Here is an 18200-nt window from a genome sequence, read left to right as displayed (position 1 = left end):
ATGACTTTAAAAGAAAGAGATAAAAAACATCTTTGGCATCCGCTCACCCAGCATAAAATACATCCTGAAGCATTACCAATTATAAAAGCAAAAGGAGCTTTGCTTTATGATGAAGATGAGAATATATATATTGATGGGATTGCATCCTGGTATACTGCTATGTATGGTCATTGTAATGATTATATTTTAGAAAAAGTACAATATCAGATGCAGCAGCTGGATCAGATTGTATTTGCTGGTTTTACACATGAGCCCGCTATAAAATTATCTGAAGAATTAATCAAAATATTACCAGATAATCAAGAAAAGATATTCTTTTCTGATAATGGTTCTACAGCCAATGAAGTAGGAATTAAAATGGCACTACAATACCATTTTAATAGAGGTGAAAAAAGAAATACAATTATCGCTTTTGAAGATGGTTTTCATGGGGATACTTTTGGGGCAATGTCTGCCTCGGGATTATCGGTTTATAATGGTCCTTTTGAAGATTTTTTTATAAATGTTAAACGTATTCCTACTCCAAATTTTGAAAATATTGATAGTGTTATAAAAGAATTACAAGAATGTATTGCAACTCATGAAGTAGCTGCCTTTATATATGAGCCACTGGTACAGGGAGCCAATGCAATGCATATGTACGAAGCGAGATATCTGGATCAAATTCTTGCTATCTGTAAAGACAATACTATTATTACCATTGCAGATGAGGTAATGACAGGTTTCGGAAAAACCGGAAAAACATTTGCTTCTGATCATATAGAAACCAAACCAGATATTATTTCAATGTCTAAATCTTTAACAGCAGGTTTCGTTCCTATGGCAGTAACAAGCTGTACTCAGGAAATCTATGATGTTTTTCTTGATGATTCGATTGGTAAAGCCTTTTTTCATGCGCATACCTATTCTGCCAATCCTATAGCCTGCTCAGTAGCCCTTGCGGCAATAGAGCTTTTACAAAGTGAAGAAATCCAAAATAGTATAAACAGAATAACAATGTCTCATAAGGATTTTGATGCTAAAATCAAAAACCATCCTAAAATTAAAAGAACCAGGCAAACAGGAGTAATTTATGCCCTGGATTTGGATATCGAAATGGACCGTTATGGTAAAAAACGCTATGAAATATTTGACCATTTCATGAAAAATGGTGTAGCATTAAGACCACTGGGAAGCACAGTTTATGTTCTCCCTCCGTATGTAATTACTCAGGAACAGTTACAGAAAGTGTATGATACTATTGTCGAGTTATTAGAAAATGTTTAATCCTTTAACCTGTCTTCTATAGAAGATATAAACCTCTCTTTATCATCAATAAAAAATGCTATCGTTTTATACATTTTTTTCATTCCATAAAGTCCAGAAAACATATTTTCTTTTTTCAAGGTGATTAGCATATTATGACTTTCTAATTCACCAAGTGGAGATAATTTTATAGTCTTAGTATCGAATTCGATTTCTTTGTTTGTAATTTCGATAGATGCAATGTCGTTAATGTTTATTGTAGTTTCACTAAGGATACCATAACGTAGATGTAAAATACTACCTTCTATAGTAACGGGCCTTTTAATAATAGATTTTAGAAAACCAAAGATCTGGATACTAGAGTATACACTTAATACACTTGCAATCCAGGCTGCAATTACACTCCATTTTAATAAAAGAACATGTAGTACATAGGTTTCTACACCAATGATTACGATAAGTGCAGCTAATAAAGAAATGGTTCCGCTATTTTTATGATAAGTAAATTCATTTTCTGCTAGGATTCTCTTTTTCCAGGATACGAATCCATAATAGAATACTGCAAGCTCCATAGCAAGAAATATTGCAATTTTACCAGGCGCAATTTCACCACAAGTTTCCTTTAATGCAGAGAAATAATCTAGTTCTTGTTTTGCATTTACCTTATATCGTTTTATGGTTTGGCGAACTTTATAAAATACAAAAACACCTACACCCAGCTCTACAAAAGGAAAAATCCAGTTTTTTACCCAATTTAGTGTAGACTGATGTTCTTGTGGAATAATATAAGAAGCGATAACCATTCCTAGAATAAAAAAAGGAACGATAGTGGTTTTAGGAATATTTTTCTTTTTGATTAATATAAAATAAACAATGGGTATCGTAAAAAGTAGATCAAGAGTGATACCAATTGATAATGCACCGGTATTTGAAGCAAAAATTTGTGATTTGGTGATCAAAACCACTAACAAAATAAGGAGTACTGGTACTCCGAATACTACTAAATTACTATGGATTTTCGTTGTCATATTCATTTTGTTGATATCCTAATAAATCAATTTGTTCATCGGTTTCATCAATGATTACATACATTTCTTTGTATGTCCATTGGTCATTTTGTTTAGTACCCACAACATATAATTGTGCTTCACCTTTTGGCCCTTTTATAGGAATTGATATATCTGCAGATCCTGTGTTATTTTTATAAGAAAGGCTACCATTCATTATACCATTAGTCTCTATAGGTTCTCCCAGGATACTTACTACATATTCATCTTCATTTACTTTAAAAAGAGCATCCTGATAAGGAGCAGATTCAGTGATTAATTCGCTTACACCAAATACCAGAGAGCCTAAAAAAATAAAAAACAAAACAATTAGAGTAAGACAGCCTCCCACAGGAACTGCCCAGCCCCAATTTCTGGCAAACCAGCTCTTTTGTTGTATATGATCCTCCATAATTTTTATCATTATATCCTATAAAGATAAGTATCTAAAATGTGTTTTTTGTTACTAAAATCTTATGATAAATGATATAACTATTGAACAAGATCGAACAAACCTGTACATTTGCCAAAAATTGAAAATTGCAACAGATAATATCAATAACAGGAATTTCTTCTATATCTCCATTAGGAGTTTCTTCTGACGATATATGGAAAGCATATAAAGATCCATCACATCGTATCTCTTTTAAAGATTTTGAAGGAGAACAAGCCCCAATTGCATTACTTTCTCAAAACGTAAAACAGAAAATAAAAGAACTAAGAGTAGAGAGTTCTCATTATGAGGCATTGGATGACTCGGTTCTTTTTGGTGTTTTTGCAGCCAGACAAGCAGTTAAAAATGCTGGATGGAATGACGATCGCAATTTTGGGATTAATATAGGTTCTTCTCGTGGGGCAACAGGACTTTTTGAAAAATACCACCAGGAATTTCTAAAAAGTGGTAAATCGTCTACATTAAGTTCACCCACAACTACACTCGGAAATATTTCATCATGGATTGCTCATGATTTACAAACCAGCGGGCCAGAAATAAGTCACTCAATTACCTGTTCGACAGCGCTACATGCTATGCTTAATGGTGTTGCCTGGTTACAATCGGGCTTGGCAGACCAATTTTTGGTAGGCGGAAGCGAAGCCCCATTAACACCATTTACGATTGCACAAATGAAAGCCCTTAAGATATATGCATCTAATGATAAAGCAGCATATCCATGCCAGGCAATGAATTGGAATAAAAAAAGAAATTCTATGTTTCTTGGTGAAGGTGCTGCTATTGCATGTATAGAAAAAGGAATAAAAGAAAATGCTTTAGCTTTAATTGGAGGTATTGGCTATGCTACAGAACCATTAAAGCATAATATATCGATATCTACAGAAGCAGATTGTTTTCAAAAATCTATAAAAATGGCTTTAGGAGAAACTTCTGTAAATGAGATAGATGCGATCGTGTTACATGCACCTGGTACGGTAAAAGGAGATCTGGCAGAATATAATGCGATTAAAACTGTTTTTAAAGATGCACTGCCTGCTTTAACAACAAATAAATGGAAAATTGGGCATACCTTTGGGGCTAGCGGGATCTTGAGCCTGGAGCTTGCAGTACTGATGTTAAAACATCAGGAATTTATACCAGTACCTTATGTAACATATGATAAGTTTCCCAAGCAGTTAAATAAAATAATAGTAAATGCTGTTGGTTTTGGGGGTAATGCCGTTAGTATTTTGCTCGAGCGTCTTTAATTTTTTGAGATATGACTTTATTATATTAATTGATACAAATACACCAGATTTTCTTACATTTGACTTTTAGATTTAGATGATTTATGAGCGTTATTAGACACGATTGGACCAAGCAAGAGATTCTTGATATTTACAATACACCTATGATGGATTTACTGTATAAAGCAGCAACTATTCATCGCGAATATCATGATCCTAATGTCGTACAGGTATCTACCCTGTTATCTATTAAAACAGGAGGATGTCCTGAAGATTGTGGGTATTGCCCACAGGCAGCCAGATATCATACTGATATCGAGGGTAATGACCTGATGAGCGTACAACAAGTAAAAGCACAAGCACTTCGTGCAAAATCTTCGGGAAGTTCTAGAGTATGTATGGGAGCTGCCTGGCGTAATGTTAAAGATGGGCCAGAATTTGAAAATGTACTTGAAATGGTTCGTACAATCAATAAACTTGATATGGAGGTATGCTGTACATTAGGTATGATTACCGAAAATCAGGCTCAGCGGTTGGCAGAGGCAGGATTGTATGCCTATAACCATAATTTAGATACTTCAGAAGAATATTATAAAGAAGTAATCTCTACAAGAGGTTATGAAGATCGATTAAAAACAATTGATAATGTTCGTAAAACGAATGTAACTGTCTGTAGTGGTGGTATTATCGGTATGGGAGAAGAAGTGAGTGATAGAGCAGGAATGCTGGCAGCATTGTCAAAATTAAGCCCACAACCCGAATCAGTACCTATAAATGCATTGGTTGCTGTAGAAGGAACTCCAATGGAAGAAGAAAAACCTGTAGCAATATGGGATATGATTAGAATGGTTGCTACTACCAGAATCGTAATGCCAAAAACACAAGTAAGATTATCTGCAGGAAGGACCGAAATGAGTAGAGAAGGACAAGCCATGTGCTTTTTTGCCGGGGCAAATTCTATATTTGCAGGAGATAAGTTACTAACGACTCCTAATCCAGATGTGAATAAGGATATGGAGATGTTTAAAACATTAGGGCTTAATCCGCAAAAACCATTTGTTAAAAAGGCTCAACCTGAAACAGTCGAAGCAGAAGATTCTGTATTTGAACCTTTGGGAGAAAAACCTAAATGGTCCCGACCAGATCATACTATCGAAAGAAACCAAGCAGCAAAAGAAAAAGCTAAAGGAGTGATAGCAGATAAATAAAAATGTGATAAAACCCTTATTGAGGGTTAATAAACATTTACATATTTTTAACTGCATTTTTTTATCATCAGACTACACTTATGTAGATCAGTATAATATTGCCATCACCTACTTTTGGCAGATATCGCCTTAATTTTTAAGGCTTATTTTTAGTAAGTGAAATTAAATTTAGAACAAATACCAAGGGTAAAATCAATTACCAAAGAGGAATTTCTTAAGAAATATGTAACACTACAAAAGCCGGTTGTAATCGAACGGTTAATTGTAGATTGGCCTGCGTATACCAAATGGAATCTTTCTTATATCAATGATATAGCAGGTGATAAGACCGTTCCTTTGTATGATGATCGACCTATTTCGTCTGAGCGTAAATTTAATGAAGCTCACACTAGTATGAGAATGGGAGCATATCTTACTCTACTTGAACAAGAACCTACCAATTATCGTATTTTTTTATATAATTTACTGAAAGAAGTACCTCGGCTTCAACAGGATTTTAGATATCCAGAGGAAATAGGATTAAAATTTATGAAAAAACTACCGTTTTTGTTTTTCGGAGGTAGTGGTTCTAAAGTTTTTATGCATTATGATATAGATTTAGCTAATATTCTTCATTTTCACTTTCATGGAGAAAAACAATGTATATTATTTCCACCTTCAGAAACAAAATATTTATACAAATTACCACATTCATTACTATCTCATCAAGGAATAGATTATGCAAATCCGGATTTTAAAAAATGGCCTGCGTTACAACATGCCAGGGGGTATATTGCAAATTTAAAACATGGCGAAACATTGTATATGCCAGAAGGATATTGGCATCAGATGACGTATTTAACTCCGGGATTTTCTATGAGTATCCGTTCTGCACCCCAGGGAGTTGTTCAGTTTTCAAAAGCTTGTTACAATGTTTTTTTTATGCGATATCTGGATAATTTTATGCGAAAAACCAGAGGAGAGAAGTGGATCGACTATAAAAATAATAAAGCAGTTCTGCGAACGAATAAAAGAAACGGATACACTAAAGAAGAGATATAGTAACCTTAGGATTATATAAAAAACAAAACCTCGACTACCGAGTTTTTACTCATTGCCAAGGTTTTGTTTTCTAAGGATGTTTAATAACAGAGAAGAATCTGATTAAAAATCTCTTAGCATGTTTACAAGGTTGGGGTGAATTTTTTCAAATTCTTAATCACTTCAATAGCAGTTTCTACAACTTCTACTATATCATCGATTAAGTCTCCGATAGGACCTCCTCCTTCTATTTGAGTAGTTTCTTCAAAGCTTAGTTCGCTTACTTTCAATTCATTTAAATTTTTCATAGTTAAATAATTTACAGATTTATGATTCTAATTAGTATTCTAGTGATTAGTTTGCTCAAAAGCTTCTTTCATAAGTTTCTTTAGCTTTTTATCGTTTTCTGGTTCAAACTTAAGCCGTAAGAGTCTCATATTTTGAGACATACTAAAATTTTGTATCTGCTTATCATTTATAATGATTTATGCGATTTGGATTTTGAAAAATATTCAGGATTAATTCTATACAATTCATTAGAATTTCATAAGTATGGTTTATTTGCCATAGGACAAAAATCAGGATTTACTTTTTATACTTCGTTCAAAAAAACTGGATTAACCCCCTGTCAACTTAAATCTAAAAATAAAAAGGTTTCGAATTCTTAAATTTTAATAATATCGGACATCGATTTTATAAGCCCTACCTAGTTTTGGCTATAATTAATTACATATCGGTCTATTTATAAATTGATGTTTGCGAGTACTGCACTGTGATCATTTTTAATGCGACCGATAGGTTTTTTATTTGTCAATGAAATGTAACTTTTAAAAATTTGATTAGTATGAATTTACACAACGGTATTATAAATTTAAAAAGGTGTTTTTTAATCTTATCCGTGATTTTATTTACAGCTTGTAAGTCTGATGATGATCAACCTGAGCCCGAACCAGAAAAAACTATAAATGGCTTTTGGTTAGCCGAAGATAAAGGATATGTCGTAAAGATTACCGACACAACAAAAGTGCTGTATGGCATAAATTCTATTGGATGTACAATTATAGAAAATAATTTTGTGCCAGAAGAATCTTGGGGTGTACCGCTAGATCTAATTGGCCCAGACAAATTGGTAGGGGCTCCAGAGCTTAGTGCATCTAGTATTGAGTTTAAGAGGTTATTAAATCAAAATGAGTTTTGCCTCCCTAATCAGATTGCCAATACTAAAGATCCAAAGATTAATTTTGATCATTTTTGGAACATTTTTAATGATTATTATGCTTTTTTTGAAACAAGAAATGTAAACTGGTCGCAATACAAAAACCTAAGAGAACAAGTAACTTCAGAGAATTTTTATGATATTCTACAAGAGTTAGTTTTTCTTTTAAAGGATGGGCATGTAGGTATTGATGATGAAGCTAATAATATTGCGATCGATGCAGGTTCTCCTGATCTGATTTCTAGATTAAATTCAAGTTTAAGTGGAAACTTACTTATCCAATCTGGAGAAGATTACAATACACTATATAACCAGAAATTACAAACCATAGCAGTAAAGTATTTAGATAACGAATTTAAGGCTGATGAAAAAGGAAAAATCGTGTGGGGGATGATTGGCAATGATATCGCATATATTAATATTTTGGGAATGGAAGGGTATAGTGATACCACAAAAAATGAGATGGAAATATTAAGCTCGGTATTAGACAAAATAATGAATGATCTTAAAGGTGCTGCAGTTTCTAAATTAATAATAGATGTTCGTTTTAATGGTGGGGGATACGACATGGCTTCAGTGAATATAGCTTCGCGATTTTTGGATCATGAACGACTTGCATTTTCTAAAAAAGCAAAATTAGGAAGCGGTTTTACCAAAAGCACATCGGTATCTATGACTCCCAAAGGTGATTTTCAATTTAAGGAGGACATAGTAGTATTAACAAGCCCTTTAACAGCAAGTGCGGCAGAGGTTTTTACACTTTGTATGAAAGATTTACCTTATGTAACATTAGTTGGTGATAATACCAATGGAGTTTTTTCTGATATTTTAGCACACACTTTACCAAACGGAGCTTCAATAGCATTGTCTAATGAGGTGTATAGTGATGTTAATGGAAAGGTTTATGAAGCAATTGGGGTTGGGCCAAGTGAAGGAAATAGAGTTCCACTATTTTCTAACGACGATTTTGTTAATGAAAAAGATAGCGGAATAGAAAGAGCAATCACTCTGTTAAATAAATAGAAATTTTATGAAAGGGGGCAGTGTTTCTAAATTGATATATTGCTCCTTTTTACGTCATAGAATTAACTCATTCACTTTTTCATAAACAAGAGTGGTTTCCCATCCCCGATACAAAAGATAGTCTATAAGTTTTTTACGTTTTTTGTTTTTGTCCTGCTCAGTAATACTGTAGTATTTTTTTTCGGCAAGCTTATGAAAAGTTTCAAAATAATCTTTTTCGGGTATTTCTTTAAGTGCCGTTTTTATATTGTAAGGTGAGATATTACGAAATTTGAGTTCACGTACTATTCGTTGTTTACCCCATTTTTTGATATTAAATTTCCCTCGGGCAAACGCTTTGGCAAAACGTTCTTCATTAAGGAAATTTTGATCCAGAAGATGTAGAATAATTTTTTCTTTAGCCTCTGGAATAAGTTTCATAGTCCTTAATTTATCCTCTACATCTTTATGACAACGTTCCTGGTAGGCACAATAGCGTTCCATTTTTCGTAATGCCTCGGCTACAGTTATAGATGTAATGGGATTTCTATACATGACCACAAATGTACAGTGACTTTTATAATTACCCCAAAAGTTATGCTTCTAAAATTAATAATCTGTTGGTCACTACATCCTTTTTACAAACATTATATTGCTTTAAAAAGGCTCTTACTTTTTCGTCTTCATTTTTTTCTTTTACATCTTGTAACAGATTTTTTTTGGTTAGTTTTTTAAGTTCTAAAGGAGCATATCTTGTTTTAAAATAATAAGTTTCAAAAACAGGCCAATCAGGTAATATCCTCTTGTTTTCTTTGTAAACATGCATCCAATTATTACAACCTACAAACTCACAAAAATTACCATTTGGCAGAATAGTGAAATGAAAAGGATCAATTTCATGATCATGATCCATATCAGAAACTATCAGTTGTTTAAGTTCCTTGGCATTAACTGGATTAGATGCATAAAACAAAAGAGTTTCTAGTTTATGGGTTAGATCATAAGCTTCGATTTTCCCCATTCCATTAAAGTTTTCAAGGATTTTATAGAGTAGTTCTTTTTCGTTTGTCATGGTGTATGTTTTTGAGATATATAGAATTGAATATTCTTTTATAAAGAAAAGCTTAGAAGCATAATTCTCCTATAACCAAATAGATTATAGGAGAAAATGAACTCACTAACTTTACTCATTAGTTTACAAGCTAGTATTTTGACCTCCGGGACCGCTCCCGACCCATCCCCAATCTTTATTAAATTGGTGGTCAAGTCCAGGCAATCCTGGTGTATCAGAGGTAGAAATTGCAGGAAAAAAAGCACCACCTTCTATTGTGATTAGTTCTGATGCATTTAATTCCTGAAAGGATGCAGTTTTATAACTTTTCATGCGATTTCGTTTTAAGATTGATGATATAATGATGATTGATGAAATTAAAGTAGTTTAGAAACTAGAAGTTTCTTTTTTAGGAAAATAGTTATCCCATTCTCTAGGATCACCAAATGGTACAATTGGAAATGTATCCAGATCTCCCAGATTTGGAATAACCAAACCACCATTAATGGTATTTAATTGATCGTTGTTTAATGCTTCGAATGATTTTGAATTTTTCATGATTTTTGTTTTAAGATTGATGATTATTAATGATACTAAAGTGCTTAGAGCACTGCAAGTAGATGTTTTAAATTGTCTAATACTTCTTGTAATAACTCTAATTCTGGACACTCAATGTCCTCTCCTCCGCAACCACCATTAATGGTTGTGATTTCTTTTGATGATAATAATGTGTACTGGCTTATAACTTGATTTTTCATGACACTTAATTTTTGCAATTTGTTATAATTGTTTGATTACTTTTTTTACATTGTGTACAAAGATGATAGCCTCGGTTACTAAGCTTGTGTAAAGTCCCGGGAAAATTATACCTCCCTGTGTTTCTCTGGTTTCAGTAGTACTTAACGATTGAACTCCAAGTTTTTCTAAATTTTTCATTTTTTACGTTTTTATGATTAATAGTTATTTTATGGTAATAAATCTTTTCAATTCCTTTTGATAGTACAATGATAAGAGGTGAATGTCTCATCTTATGAGACGCTATATTTTTTTCTGAAAAAAGTATGGAAAACACTATTAGAATGTGATAAGATCTTCTATGGTATAGTGATTTGATAATTTTCTATTATTAAAAATAGTAAGCGGAGTTTGCAAAATATTATTCTGGGTACACCATTTTTTGTGTTGGGCATAAGTTGTTCTCGATTTTTCAGATATTTCTATGGCATACTTTTCCTTTAGTGTATTTAAATTTTTGTGTTCAAACCACTTACTTAATACGGATAGGAATTCTGATTTTGTCTTTTTATAATACAGCTCAATAAGAAATTGTGAGATTTCATTGCTGTCGGTATCAGAAAAAATCAATGAGAAATTGATCCCCTCAGAAGTTTTATTGATTTCAAGGATTTTTTGAAACTCCTTTGCACAGAGGTGACAATAAGGATTTATGACCAAAGCTGCTCTTTTATCGATGTCCTTAGAATTTTCGAATACAATATGATTTTCAGTAAAAGCAGTATTAATAAGGTTCTCTTTCTCTTGTAGTAGTGTAAAAACTTCGGGATTGTTTTTTAGCCTTACGTATTTGTACATACTTTCTTTAAATTGAAAATATTTATATACAGGGTTTTTTAGATAAGACCATATAATGATGATTAATGAAAAAGAAATACCAGGTATGAGAAATCCATTTATAGATGATTCGAAATTGTTGTTAAAAAGAAAATATGAAGAAAGTAAGGTTTCTATAAAAAATATCCCCTGGATTACCAGGCACAACATGCACCATTTCTTTACTATTTTATATTGATAGTAAATAGAAAAAAATATATATGGAAATGTAAAAAAGGAGAGTATACTTATCAAAAAAGCAACACTTTTAAAATTGGAGGCCATCGAAGCAATGCAAATCGATATAAAACTTCCTGAAAAGTATAATAACCCTAAATCTGACATAGAAAGCCAGGAAAAAATTTTAGAAGCCCCAGAGTTTAAGACACCTTCGCAGCTTATATGATCATTAGATTTACAGAATTTAGATTTATGTATGATGCTAACCTCGGTATATACTATTAGTAAACTAATAAGAGTTCCTGCTAATTTTGTAAGTAAGAACAGATTAAATACTCCATGATAACTTTTTATCGATAAGGTGATAAGAATAACTAATAAAGACAAAGCTCCAAAATGTTTCGTTCTTTTTAGTTTTTCGCGAGCCAGATCTTCTTTAGACATTTCAACAATAGCATCGGTATCAATCAAAAGAACAATACCATTCCATTTCTGTAAGAAGTCCTCAAAACTTTCTATAATAAGGGTATTACTATTACCACTATAATAGCGTATTTCGGCACCCGAAATGTTAGTAACGATTACCAGGCCTTCTTCTATAGAATACGCTAGAAAAATAGGAGATAATTTCAGTAATTGATCCGATGAGATTCTGCCTGCCTTATTTTCGACACCTATTTTTTTTAATGTATCAGAAAAAGAAAAGATACTGGGATAATCCTGATGACTAAGCAAAAGTGATTCTAATTTCTCATTAGGAATTTCTAATGAGAGTTCTCTTTTAAGTTGCAGAAGAATTTTTAATACCGTTTGATCCAAAATAAAATGTTTTTTTCGGTTATACAATAGAGTGAATGCAATACATTTTCAGATAGCCGAACGATCATAGAATTCAAAAGATCATCTGAAAATCAATTCTTTTTATATATAGATTTCTATGTGCATAGAAGATCAGAGAGGTTAGTTTACCGAATAATTGAGTAAATAATCATATCGATTAATATCGGTGGTTAAAACCTCAATGTTTTTTATCACGGTTTTATTTTTAATTCTTTTTCCCTGTACATTAATATTAATATCTGCATAATTGGTGATTTCGTTATTTTCCATATCGATATCTACCAAAGATGATTTGCTTAATAATTTATACGCTCCAAGATTAGCTGTATGTTCAAGGTCAGGAAATTTAGATATTTTTACTTCTCCCGATATGGTTACGATATTGCCTTTACCATCAATACTTATGCTTCGGCTATTTTCTTCTGCTTTATGCTCAACGTCTATTTGAGAAAATAGTTTTTTAAATTGATCAGCTTGTTGTTGCCTTTGATCTAATGAAATAGGTGTTATGTTTTTTGCTATTTTGTTTACAGCATACATTTTATCTTCATCTTTTCTATAGAAAACATCATTATCTTTTTGCTTGGTATACACAAATAAATCGGTAATAAATTCTTCTACCTGTATTGTATTTTCTGTTGTTTCTATTTCTTTTATAATATGTATTAAAACTTTTGATTCCATGATATTAGATTTTTTGAGACTGAAACAAGTTCAGCACGAATTGTGGTGTTTTTTTAATAAAATAAATAACCCTCTTGGCAATATACCAGAGGGTTATTTTAGTGGTCTAGTGTTTAATATGATAGATAAATTTACCTATCGCAACTCCAGCGTTATAGAAAAAGATTACTGCAACGATTGCAAGTACAACATATTCTAAATAAGGAGTAATATCAACACCACTACCTTTTTGAAATATACCCATGATAGTTATATTAGTTAAAAAGGTGGTAAAGTCCTTTTCCTATAGCTTCTCCAGCTTTGTAAAGTCCACCGATAGCTGCAAGTACTACTGCTGCTCCAGCTGCTGTTACAGTGATAGGATCGATAACACCACCTTCTAAAGTTCTTAATTCTTTGCTTGATAATTCTGTTACGTTTAATTCTAAAGTATTCATGTTATTTGTTTTTTTAATTAATTAATGTTTTGTTTTAAATTTTTTCTTATTTCTTTTCGTGCTTGTCTTTTTCATCCTGGTATCCGTTGTATATACCTAGACCTAAAGCACCAACTCCAATTACGATAAGAGCTCCTACACAGAATCCACCACAAACGATACCTCCGTTAATTTCTGTTGCTTCTTGTTTTGATAATTCTTGAAATTCTAAGTTGTTCAAATTTTTCATTTTTTACGATTTAATGATTAATGATTTTTTTAATTTATGCTTACACTATCTATTCCGTCAAATCGATATGTAAACTCTTTTTTGTTGTTGCAACAATCGTGAAAAGCTTTGTTGTTTCCCTTTCACAGTACAATGATACGGTGGGGCTGTCTCATCTTGTGAGACTGATATTTTTTTTTCATTTTTTCATGATTATTTTTAAATAAGACATGATATGTAGGGCAATAACAAAGTATCAATACCATTTCAACATCTATTAAGCGCTTCACTATTCATGTTTCTTAGAGTCTAGTCTGCCCTAGTATTTATTTCGGGATAGTATACTATAGTTGTTAAGTTTTTTTCAGAAATAGAATTGCTGTAACTTCCTTAATACTTTTTCAGGAAAGAAGAGTGCTATTTGGCATAAAGCAAAAAAAGAGCCTTGTTACTACAAGACTCTTTTTTTACAATGCAAACACTGATGTGTTATCAATCCAAATGGTTCGTTTTTTTACAATCTAATTCTTTTGATCTTTTCTTTTTTACTATCAATAATTATGATAGTGTAAATGAAGTAGTCGGAATATTGAAAAAACCGGTGGTAACTTCGCAAATGATTTTACGTGTAGTAGCAGATATTAATAAAGTACCTCCGTTGTTGTTAAAAAGTTCGTTTGATTGAAGTTCCTGAACGTTGTAGTTGTTTAAGTTTTTCATTTTTTTATGTTTTTGTAATTAGTGATTATTTGAATTTGTATGGTTTTCCTTTTCCTCTTTTGGTACACCAAAAAAATAATCTGCTAAAGGCTGTAACCAACTAGGAATAGGAAATGCTGACCCTCCATTGGTTTCTAATGCCTCTTTGTTACTTAAATTTTTCATTTTTTACGATTTAATGATTAATGATTTTGTTGTTACAGCTGTAAATACAGCTACGCTATCTCTTTTATACTACAATGATAGTATGCGATGGTCTCATTTTATGAGATGCTCTTATAAAGTTTATTAAATGATGTGAATAATGGATAAGAGCAAATACGTCACTTCGAGTGAAATTCTATAAGAATTTAATATCGAGAAGTACTTTTTAGCTATAAATTTTCTTGTTTTCGATATACCAAATCAGAGATTTGGCACTCAAACCGACGAAAATTTCTTACCCATTATTCACGTTAAAATGATAAAGTCGATTGGGGGAAATAAAAAAATCCCGGAAAATTGATTTTCCAGGATTTTTATTCAAAAGATTTTTTCATTTTACTCTCCAAATTTAGGTTCGTGTATTTATATAGTTGCGTTAAACATAAGTATGATATACAATTAGTAATAGAATTGATTTCATGATTTTTCTGTTTACCTATATTGAACAATTTATAATTATAGGAAGTATTATAAATAAATGATATAAATCCTTTTGTCTATGGTTGTACTTGTGAGATTTCATTTTATATGCTGGCAGCCAGGTATTGTAATCTTTCAAAAGAATTTCCTCCACTAACAGATCTAATCTCTGTGGCGTCGAGTTCTTTTGTATAAAACCCAAATTTAAAACCTACAGTTTCTTCATATACAAAACTCTGTATTGTAAAATCATAAGTGATAGGAGCATTTAGCTCTTTCATAATATCAATAATCCTATAGGTTTGCGCTCTAGAGATTCCTAGTCTTGATGCTAGCTCTACAGGAGTTCCCGTGGCTTGTAGGCGTATGAGTCGGTCAATTCTCTCGATCATTTCGATTTGCTTGATGATAATATTCATAATTGTTTGTTTTTTGATTAATAAAGCAGTTTAATGATTGGTGTGATTGCATGTTGTAAATCGATGCGTAATCCTTTTACAACATCCAATCGTTCATATCATCATGATCTATATAGATTTCATACTCTTCAGAGTAGGAAATAACATCAGATATCACATGTTTTAGTTCTGGATCATTGATTTCTTGTTGTAAAAAATCGTTTTCTAATTTACGTTCTGTTAGGTTGCTTTCGTTTTTTTGTGGATCATAATTTTTCATAAGTTTATTCTTTAAATGTTATTATACTATTCTTAAGCTTGGGTATTTAAAATCTACTTGCATCATAATACTTTGAGCATTATAAGAAGATACCTCTAGTACTTCTTCTCCATAAAGTTTACGGGTGTAAAAACCATAAGTAAAGTTTACAGATTCTTCATAGACATAACTCTGTAGTGTGATATCAAATACAATAGGAGCATTAAGTTGTTTCATTACTCCAAGAATCTGAAACAAAGATGCTTTTGAGATTTCCAATTTTTCAGATAATTGATCAGGAGTTCCCGTTTTTCCTAATCGTATCAACCGATTTAATCGTTCTATGACTTCAATTTGACGCTCTATTTTTTTCATAACCAAATATTTAGATTAAAAAGTTTTTTAGCATTTTAAAAACATAATTATCAATTAAATTTTACCGAACCATCTTCTAGTTATGCAACAGCATTTATTTTAGGGATATGATCTACTACTGGCATTTGTTTTTGCCATAGTTCATAGTATTTTTCCTGTCGGGCATATAATACTTCATGATTTCCTTCTTCTACTACTTTCCCTTTTTCGAGTACTACAATTTTATCTGCATTAATCACTGTACTTAACCGGTGGGCAATAATGATGATGGTTTTATCCTGATCACGCAAACTTTGTACTGCTCTCTGTATATAATTTTCTGAAGTACTATCTAGTGAAGAGGTAGCTTCGTCCAGGACCAATACTTCAGGATTTTTATACAATGCTCTGGCAATGGCAATACGTTGTTTTTGTCCTCCAGATAAGGTAGCCCCGTTTTCTCCCAGATACGTAGCAAAGCTATTGGGCAGATTTTCTATAAATTCAAGAATACCTATGGCTTTACATACCTCCATAATACGCTCTACATCGGGAGCAAATTCTCCTACTGCAATATTGTCTATCACATTACCTGCGAACAGATCTATTTTTTGTGGCACTACACTTACCAGGTCTCTAAGGCTACCATTCTCGATGTGTTTCAGATCCTGATTTCCTATAGATATTTGCCCTTTCTGGATAGGATAAATATTTTGTAGTAGAGACATCAGAGTAGATTTTCCCGAACCACTCTCCCCGATAATGGCTGTGATTTTTCCTGTCTGAATCTCAAGATTAAAATCCTTAAAAACTTCTACTCTGGATCCATATCTAAACCCTACATTAGAGAAATTGATATCACCAATGCTATCTTTTGTGAGTTTTATTTTCTGCTCACCTTCTTCGCGTTCCAGGTCCATGATCTCAAACAAACGATCTGCAGCAATCAATGCATTTTGGATTTGCTTATTGGCACTAATTAAACTGGCAACAGGGCTGGTAAAATATCCTATAATGGCATAAAAGGCCATAAGTTCTCCGGCAGTAATTTCTTTTTGAATCACAAAAAAAGAGCCACTCCATAATAGGATGATGGTAAATAATTGTGCAATAGTACCGGTACTGGAGTTAGAAAACACACTGTTTAATGCAGATTTGTATCCTGTTTTTAATAACCCAATAAAGCGGGTTTCTGTTTTAATATTGGCAAAGCCTTCAAGACCAAATCTTTTGATAGTTCCTACAGCATTTAGAGATTCTACCAACTGGCTTTCAAGATCTGCAGATTTTTCCATAATCCCTCGTTCTGTGCGCTTATTCAGCTTATTGGTGATTATATATATGATTGCATAAATTGGGATAATTGCCAGCATGATCAGTGCTAGTTTCCAATAGTAGGTAAACATCAATCCAAAAGAGAACACCAGGATTAGGATATTAACCGTTAAGTTTAAAGCTACCCCATTGATAAAGTTTCTGATTTTTACGGCATCATTGATTCGGGAGATGATCTCTCCCACCCGCATGGTATCAAAAAATTGTTGAGGTAGTTTTAACAGGTGTTTATAGTACCCAAGAATCAGTCGCGAATCGATCTGTTGCCCGGTTTTGATCAGGAAAACATCTTTGTATGCTCCTACTATTAGTTTTAGAAGTAATAATGTGACCATAACGATTCCTAACAGATTAAGTAGTTTGGTACTGGTACCCATAAAAACATGATCGGTAAGTTTTTGGATGTATATCGAGGTAGAGAACCCTAATAATGTAAAGATGATCGCTCCAACAAATGCCTGTATCAATACTCCTTTATGAGGTCTTAACAAAAACCAGAATCGTTTATAAACCGATACTTTTTCGTTACCTGTTGTAAAATCTTCTTTTGGTAGTAGTAATACCAATACGCCTGTCCATTCTTTGTTAAACTCTTCATGGTTTTTTTTATGAAACCTGCCATCTCCCGGATCCATTATTTTGATGTGTTCTTTAGTCACTTCGTAGATCACTACATAATGATGTAATTTCTCATTCACGATTACATGAGCGATGGCAGGTTTAGGGATTTTAAACAAACTGTCCAGATCCCCACGTACTCCTTTGGCTTCAAACCCGAGTTTATCGGCAGCTTCGATTAATCCCAATACATTGGTTCCTTTTTTATCGGTACTTGCAAACTGTCGAATACGTGCGATTGGCAGTTGCAATTTATAATGTGCCGAAATTGATGCCAGGCAAGCCGCACCGCAATCAGTGATATCGTGTTGTTTTATTTTTGTTTTAGCCATAATTTATTTAGTATTGAGATAAGAGTAGTGAGTGTTGAGACTTATATATCTTCTGTCTCACTTACAAAACTTTGTTTTTAAAGAGTGTAACAGGTTTTTTTACTTATCATTTCCATATTCATTTTTTCAATA

General features: G+C 32.6%; 25 protein-coding genes. 5 read left to right on the top strand and 20 right to left on the bottom strand.

The annotated features are described in order from the left end of the window. Positions 1 to 1266: an adenosylmethionine--8-amino-7-oxononanoate transaminase gene (gene bioA / locus NNL09_RS06160; RefSeq protein WP_196909449.1), complete on the top strand. Its 1266-nt coding sequence runs from the start codon at positions 1 to 3 to the stop codon at positions 1264 to 1266. On the opposite strand, the gene NNL09_RS06155 is transcribed toward bioA, so the two are convergent. Further along, positions 1263 to 2273, bottom strand: a complete 1011-nt coding sequence (locus NNL09_RS06155) for a hypothetical protein (protein ID WP_231389221.1) — start codon at positions 2271 to 2273, stop codon at positions 1263 to 1265. The genes bioA and NNL09_RS06155 overlap by 4 nt on opposite strands. Next, a complete protein-coding gene (locus NNL09_RS06150) occupies positions 2254 to 2703 on the bottom strand; it encodes a cytochrome c oxidase assembly factor Coa1 family protein (protein ID WP_196909447.1) in 450 nt (149 codons plus the stop codon). Before NNL09_RS06150 ends, NNL09_RS06155 begins: the two co-directional genes overlap by 20 nt. A 128-nt stretch (positions 2704 to 2831) precedes the next feature. Here NNL09_RS06150 and NNL09_RS06145 point away from each other — a divergent pair, with 128 nt between their 5' ends. The 3 genes from NNL09_RS06145 (at position 2832) to NNL09_RS06135 (ending at position 6220) form a co-directional block, all read left to right on the top strand. Further along, the gene (locus NNL09_RS06145; RefSeq protein ID WP_196909446.1) at positions 2832 to 3992 is read left to right on the top strand and encodes a beta-ketoacyl synthase N-terminal-like domain-containing protein; all 1161 of its coding nucleotides are present in this window, start codon (positions 2832 to 2834) and stop codon (positions 3990 to 3992) included. Between the two features lie 83 nt (positions 3993 to 4075). After that, on the top strand, positions 4076 to 5179 hold the full coding sequence (bioB, locus tag NNL09_RS06140) for a biotin synthase BioB (RefSeq protein WP_025664501.1): 1104 nt from the start codon (positions 4076 to 4078) through the stop codon (positions 5177 to 5179). Positions 5180 to 5335: 156 nt separating this feature from the next. Then, positions 5336 to 6220 carry a cupin-like domain-containing protein gene (locus NNL09_RS06135; RefSeq protein ID WP_025664500.1) on the top strand — a complete coding sequence of 295 codons (885 nt, stop codon included), beginning with the start codon at positions 5336 to 5338 and terminating at the stop codon, positions 6218 to 6220. Between the two features lie 122 nt (positions 6221 to 6342). Here the strand turns inward: NNL09_RS06135 and NNL09_RS06130 are convergent, their stop codons facing one another. Further along, a complete protein-coding gene (locus NNL09_RS06130; RefSeq protein WP_160170067.1) occupies positions 6343 to 6489 on the bottom strand; it encodes a hypothetical protein in 147 nt (48 codons plus the stop codon). A 554-nt stretch (positions 6490 to 7043) separates the two neighbouring features. On the opposite strand from NNL09_RS06130, the gene NNL09_RS06125 reads away from it, so the two are divergent. Further along, positions 7044 to 8438, top strand: a complete 1395-nt coding sequence (locus NNL09_RS06125; RefSeq protein WP_196909445.1) for a S41 family peptidase — start codon at positions 7044 to 7046, stop codon at positions 8436 to 8438. Between the two features lie 54 nt (positions 8439 to 8492). Here NNL09_RS06125 and NNL09_RS06120 read toward each other — a convergent pair whose 3' ends face one another. The 17 genes from NNL09_RS06120 to NNL09_RS06040 form a co-directional block, all read right to left on the bottom strand. Continuing rightward, positions 8493 to 8972, bottom strand: coding sequence for a regulatory protein RecX (locus NNL09_RS06120; RefSeq protein ID WP_025664498.1), 480 nt, complete (start codon positions 8970 to 8972; stop codon positions 8493 to 8495). A 40-nt stretch (positions 8973 to 9012) separates the two neighbouring features. After that, on the bottom strand, positions 9013 to 9489 hold the full coding sequence (locus NNL09_RS06115; RefSeq protein ID WP_025664497.1) for a hypothetical protein: 477 nt from the start codon (positions 9487 to 9489) through the stop codon (positions 9013 to 9015). Positions 9490 to 9612: 123 nt separating this feature from the next. Continuing rightward, positions 9613 to 9801: a hypothetical protein gene (locus tag NNL09_RS06110; protein ID WP_025664496.1), complete on the bottom strand. Its 189-nt coding sequence runs from the start codon at positions 9799 to 9801 to the stop codon at positions 9613 to 9615. A gap of 54 nt (positions 9802 to 9855) precedes the next feature. Continuing rightward, positions 9856 to 10026 (bottom strand): bacteriocin, encoded by a 171-nt coding sequence (locus tag NNL09_RS06105; RefSeq protein WP_196909444.1) that lies wholly within the window; start codon positions 10024 to 10026, stop codon positions 9856 to 9858. A 44-nt stretch (positions 10027 to 10070) separates the two neighbouring features. Further along, the gene (locus NNL09_RS06100) at positions 10071 to 10226 is read right to left on the bottom strand and encodes a hypothetical protein (protein WP_160170066.1); all 156 of its coding nucleotides are present in this window, start codon (positions 10224 to 10226) and stop codon (positions 10071 to 10073) included. 22 nt (positions 10227 to 10248) lie between these two features. Next, a complete protein-coding gene (locus tag NNL09_RS06095) occupies positions 10249 to 10404 on the bottom strand; it encodes a hypothetical protein (RefSeq protein WP_159025430.1) in 156 nt (51 codons plus the stop codon). Between the two features lie 138 nt (positions 10405 to 10542). Further along, on the bottom strand, positions 10543 to 12078 hold the full coding sequence (locus NNL09_RS06090) for a vitamin K epoxide reductase family protein (RefSeq protein WP_196909443.1): 1536 nt from the start codon (positions 12076 to 12078) through the stop codon (positions 10543 to 10545). Between the two features lie 141 nt (positions 12079 to 12219). Further along, the gene (locus tag NNL09_RS06085) at positions 12220 to 12783 is read right to left on the bottom strand and encodes a hypothetical protein (protein WP_025664494.1); all 564 of its coding nucleotides are present in this window, start codon (positions 12781 to 12783) and stop codon (positions 12220 to 12222) included. A gap of 106 nt (positions 12784 to 12889) precedes the next feature. Further along, positions 12890 to 13027, bottom strand: coding sequence for a hypothetical protein (locus NNL09_RS06080; protein ID WP_159025429.1), 138 nt, complete (start codon positions 13025 to 13027; stop codon positions 12890 to 12892). Positions 13028 to 13037: 10 nt separating this feature from the next. After that, positions 13038 to 13220, bottom strand: coding sequence for a hypothetical protein (locus NNL09_RS06075; RefSeq protein ID WP_025664493.1), 183 nt, complete (start codon positions 13218 to 13220; stop codon positions 13038 to 13040). Between the two features lie 46 nt (positions 13221 to 13266). Continuing rightward, positions 13267 to 13449, bottom strand: a complete 183-nt coding sequence (locus NNL09_RS06070; RefSeq protein ID WP_025664492.1) for a hypothetical protein — start codon at positions 13447 to 13449, stop codon at positions 13267 to 13269. Positions 13450 to 13986: 537 nt separating this feature from the next. Beyond that, positions 13987 to 14148, bottom strand: a complete 162-nt coding sequence (locus NNL09_RS06065; protein WP_160170065.1) for a hypothetical protein — start codon at positions 14146 to 14148, stop codon at positions 13987 to 13989. An 18-nt stretch (positions 14149 to 14166) separates the two neighbouring features. Further along, on the bottom strand, positions 14167 to 14313 hold the full coding sequence (locus NNL09_RS06060) for a hypothetical protein (protein WP_160170064.1): 147 nt from the start codon (positions 14311 to 14313) through the stop codon (positions 14167 to 14169). A 563-nt stretch (positions 14314 to 14876) separates the two neighbouring features. Next, on the bottom strand, positions 14877 to 15191 hold the full coding sequence (locus tag NNL09_RS06055) for a hypothetical protein (RefSeq protein ID WP_025664490.1): 315 nt from the start codon (positions 15189 to 15191) through the stop codon (positions 14877 to 14879). Positions 15192 to 15267: 76 nt separating this feature from the next. Beyond that, positions 15268 to 15450 (bottom strand): hypothetical protein, encoded by a 183-nt coding sequence (locus NNL09_RS06050; protein ID WP_025664489.1) that lies wholly within the window; start codon positions 15448 to 15450, stop codon positions 15268 to 15270. 21 nt (positions 15451 to 15471) lie between these two features. Continuing rightward, on the bottom strand, positions 15472 to 15804 hold the full coding sequence (locus tag NNL09_RS06045; RefSeq protein WP_025664488.1) for a hypothetical protein: 333 nt from the start codon (positions 15802 to 15804) through the stop codon (positions 15472 to 15474). 80 nt (positions 15805 to 15884) lie between these two features. Then, positions 15885 to 18068, bottom strand: a complete 2184-nt coding sequence (locus tag NNL09_RS06040) for a peptidase domain-containing ABC transporter (protein WP_196909442.1) — start codon at positions 18066 to 18068, stop codon at positions 15885 to 15887. Positions 18069 to 18200 lie beyond the last annotated feature (132 nt).

The organism is Aquimarina sp. EL_43, from assembly GCF_943422735.1.
Classification (GTDB): Bacteria; Bacteroidota; Bacteroidia; order Flavobacteriales; family Flavobacteriaceae; genus Aquimarina; species Aquimarina megaterium.
This window is presented reverse-complemented; position numbering and strand designations above follow the sequence as displayed.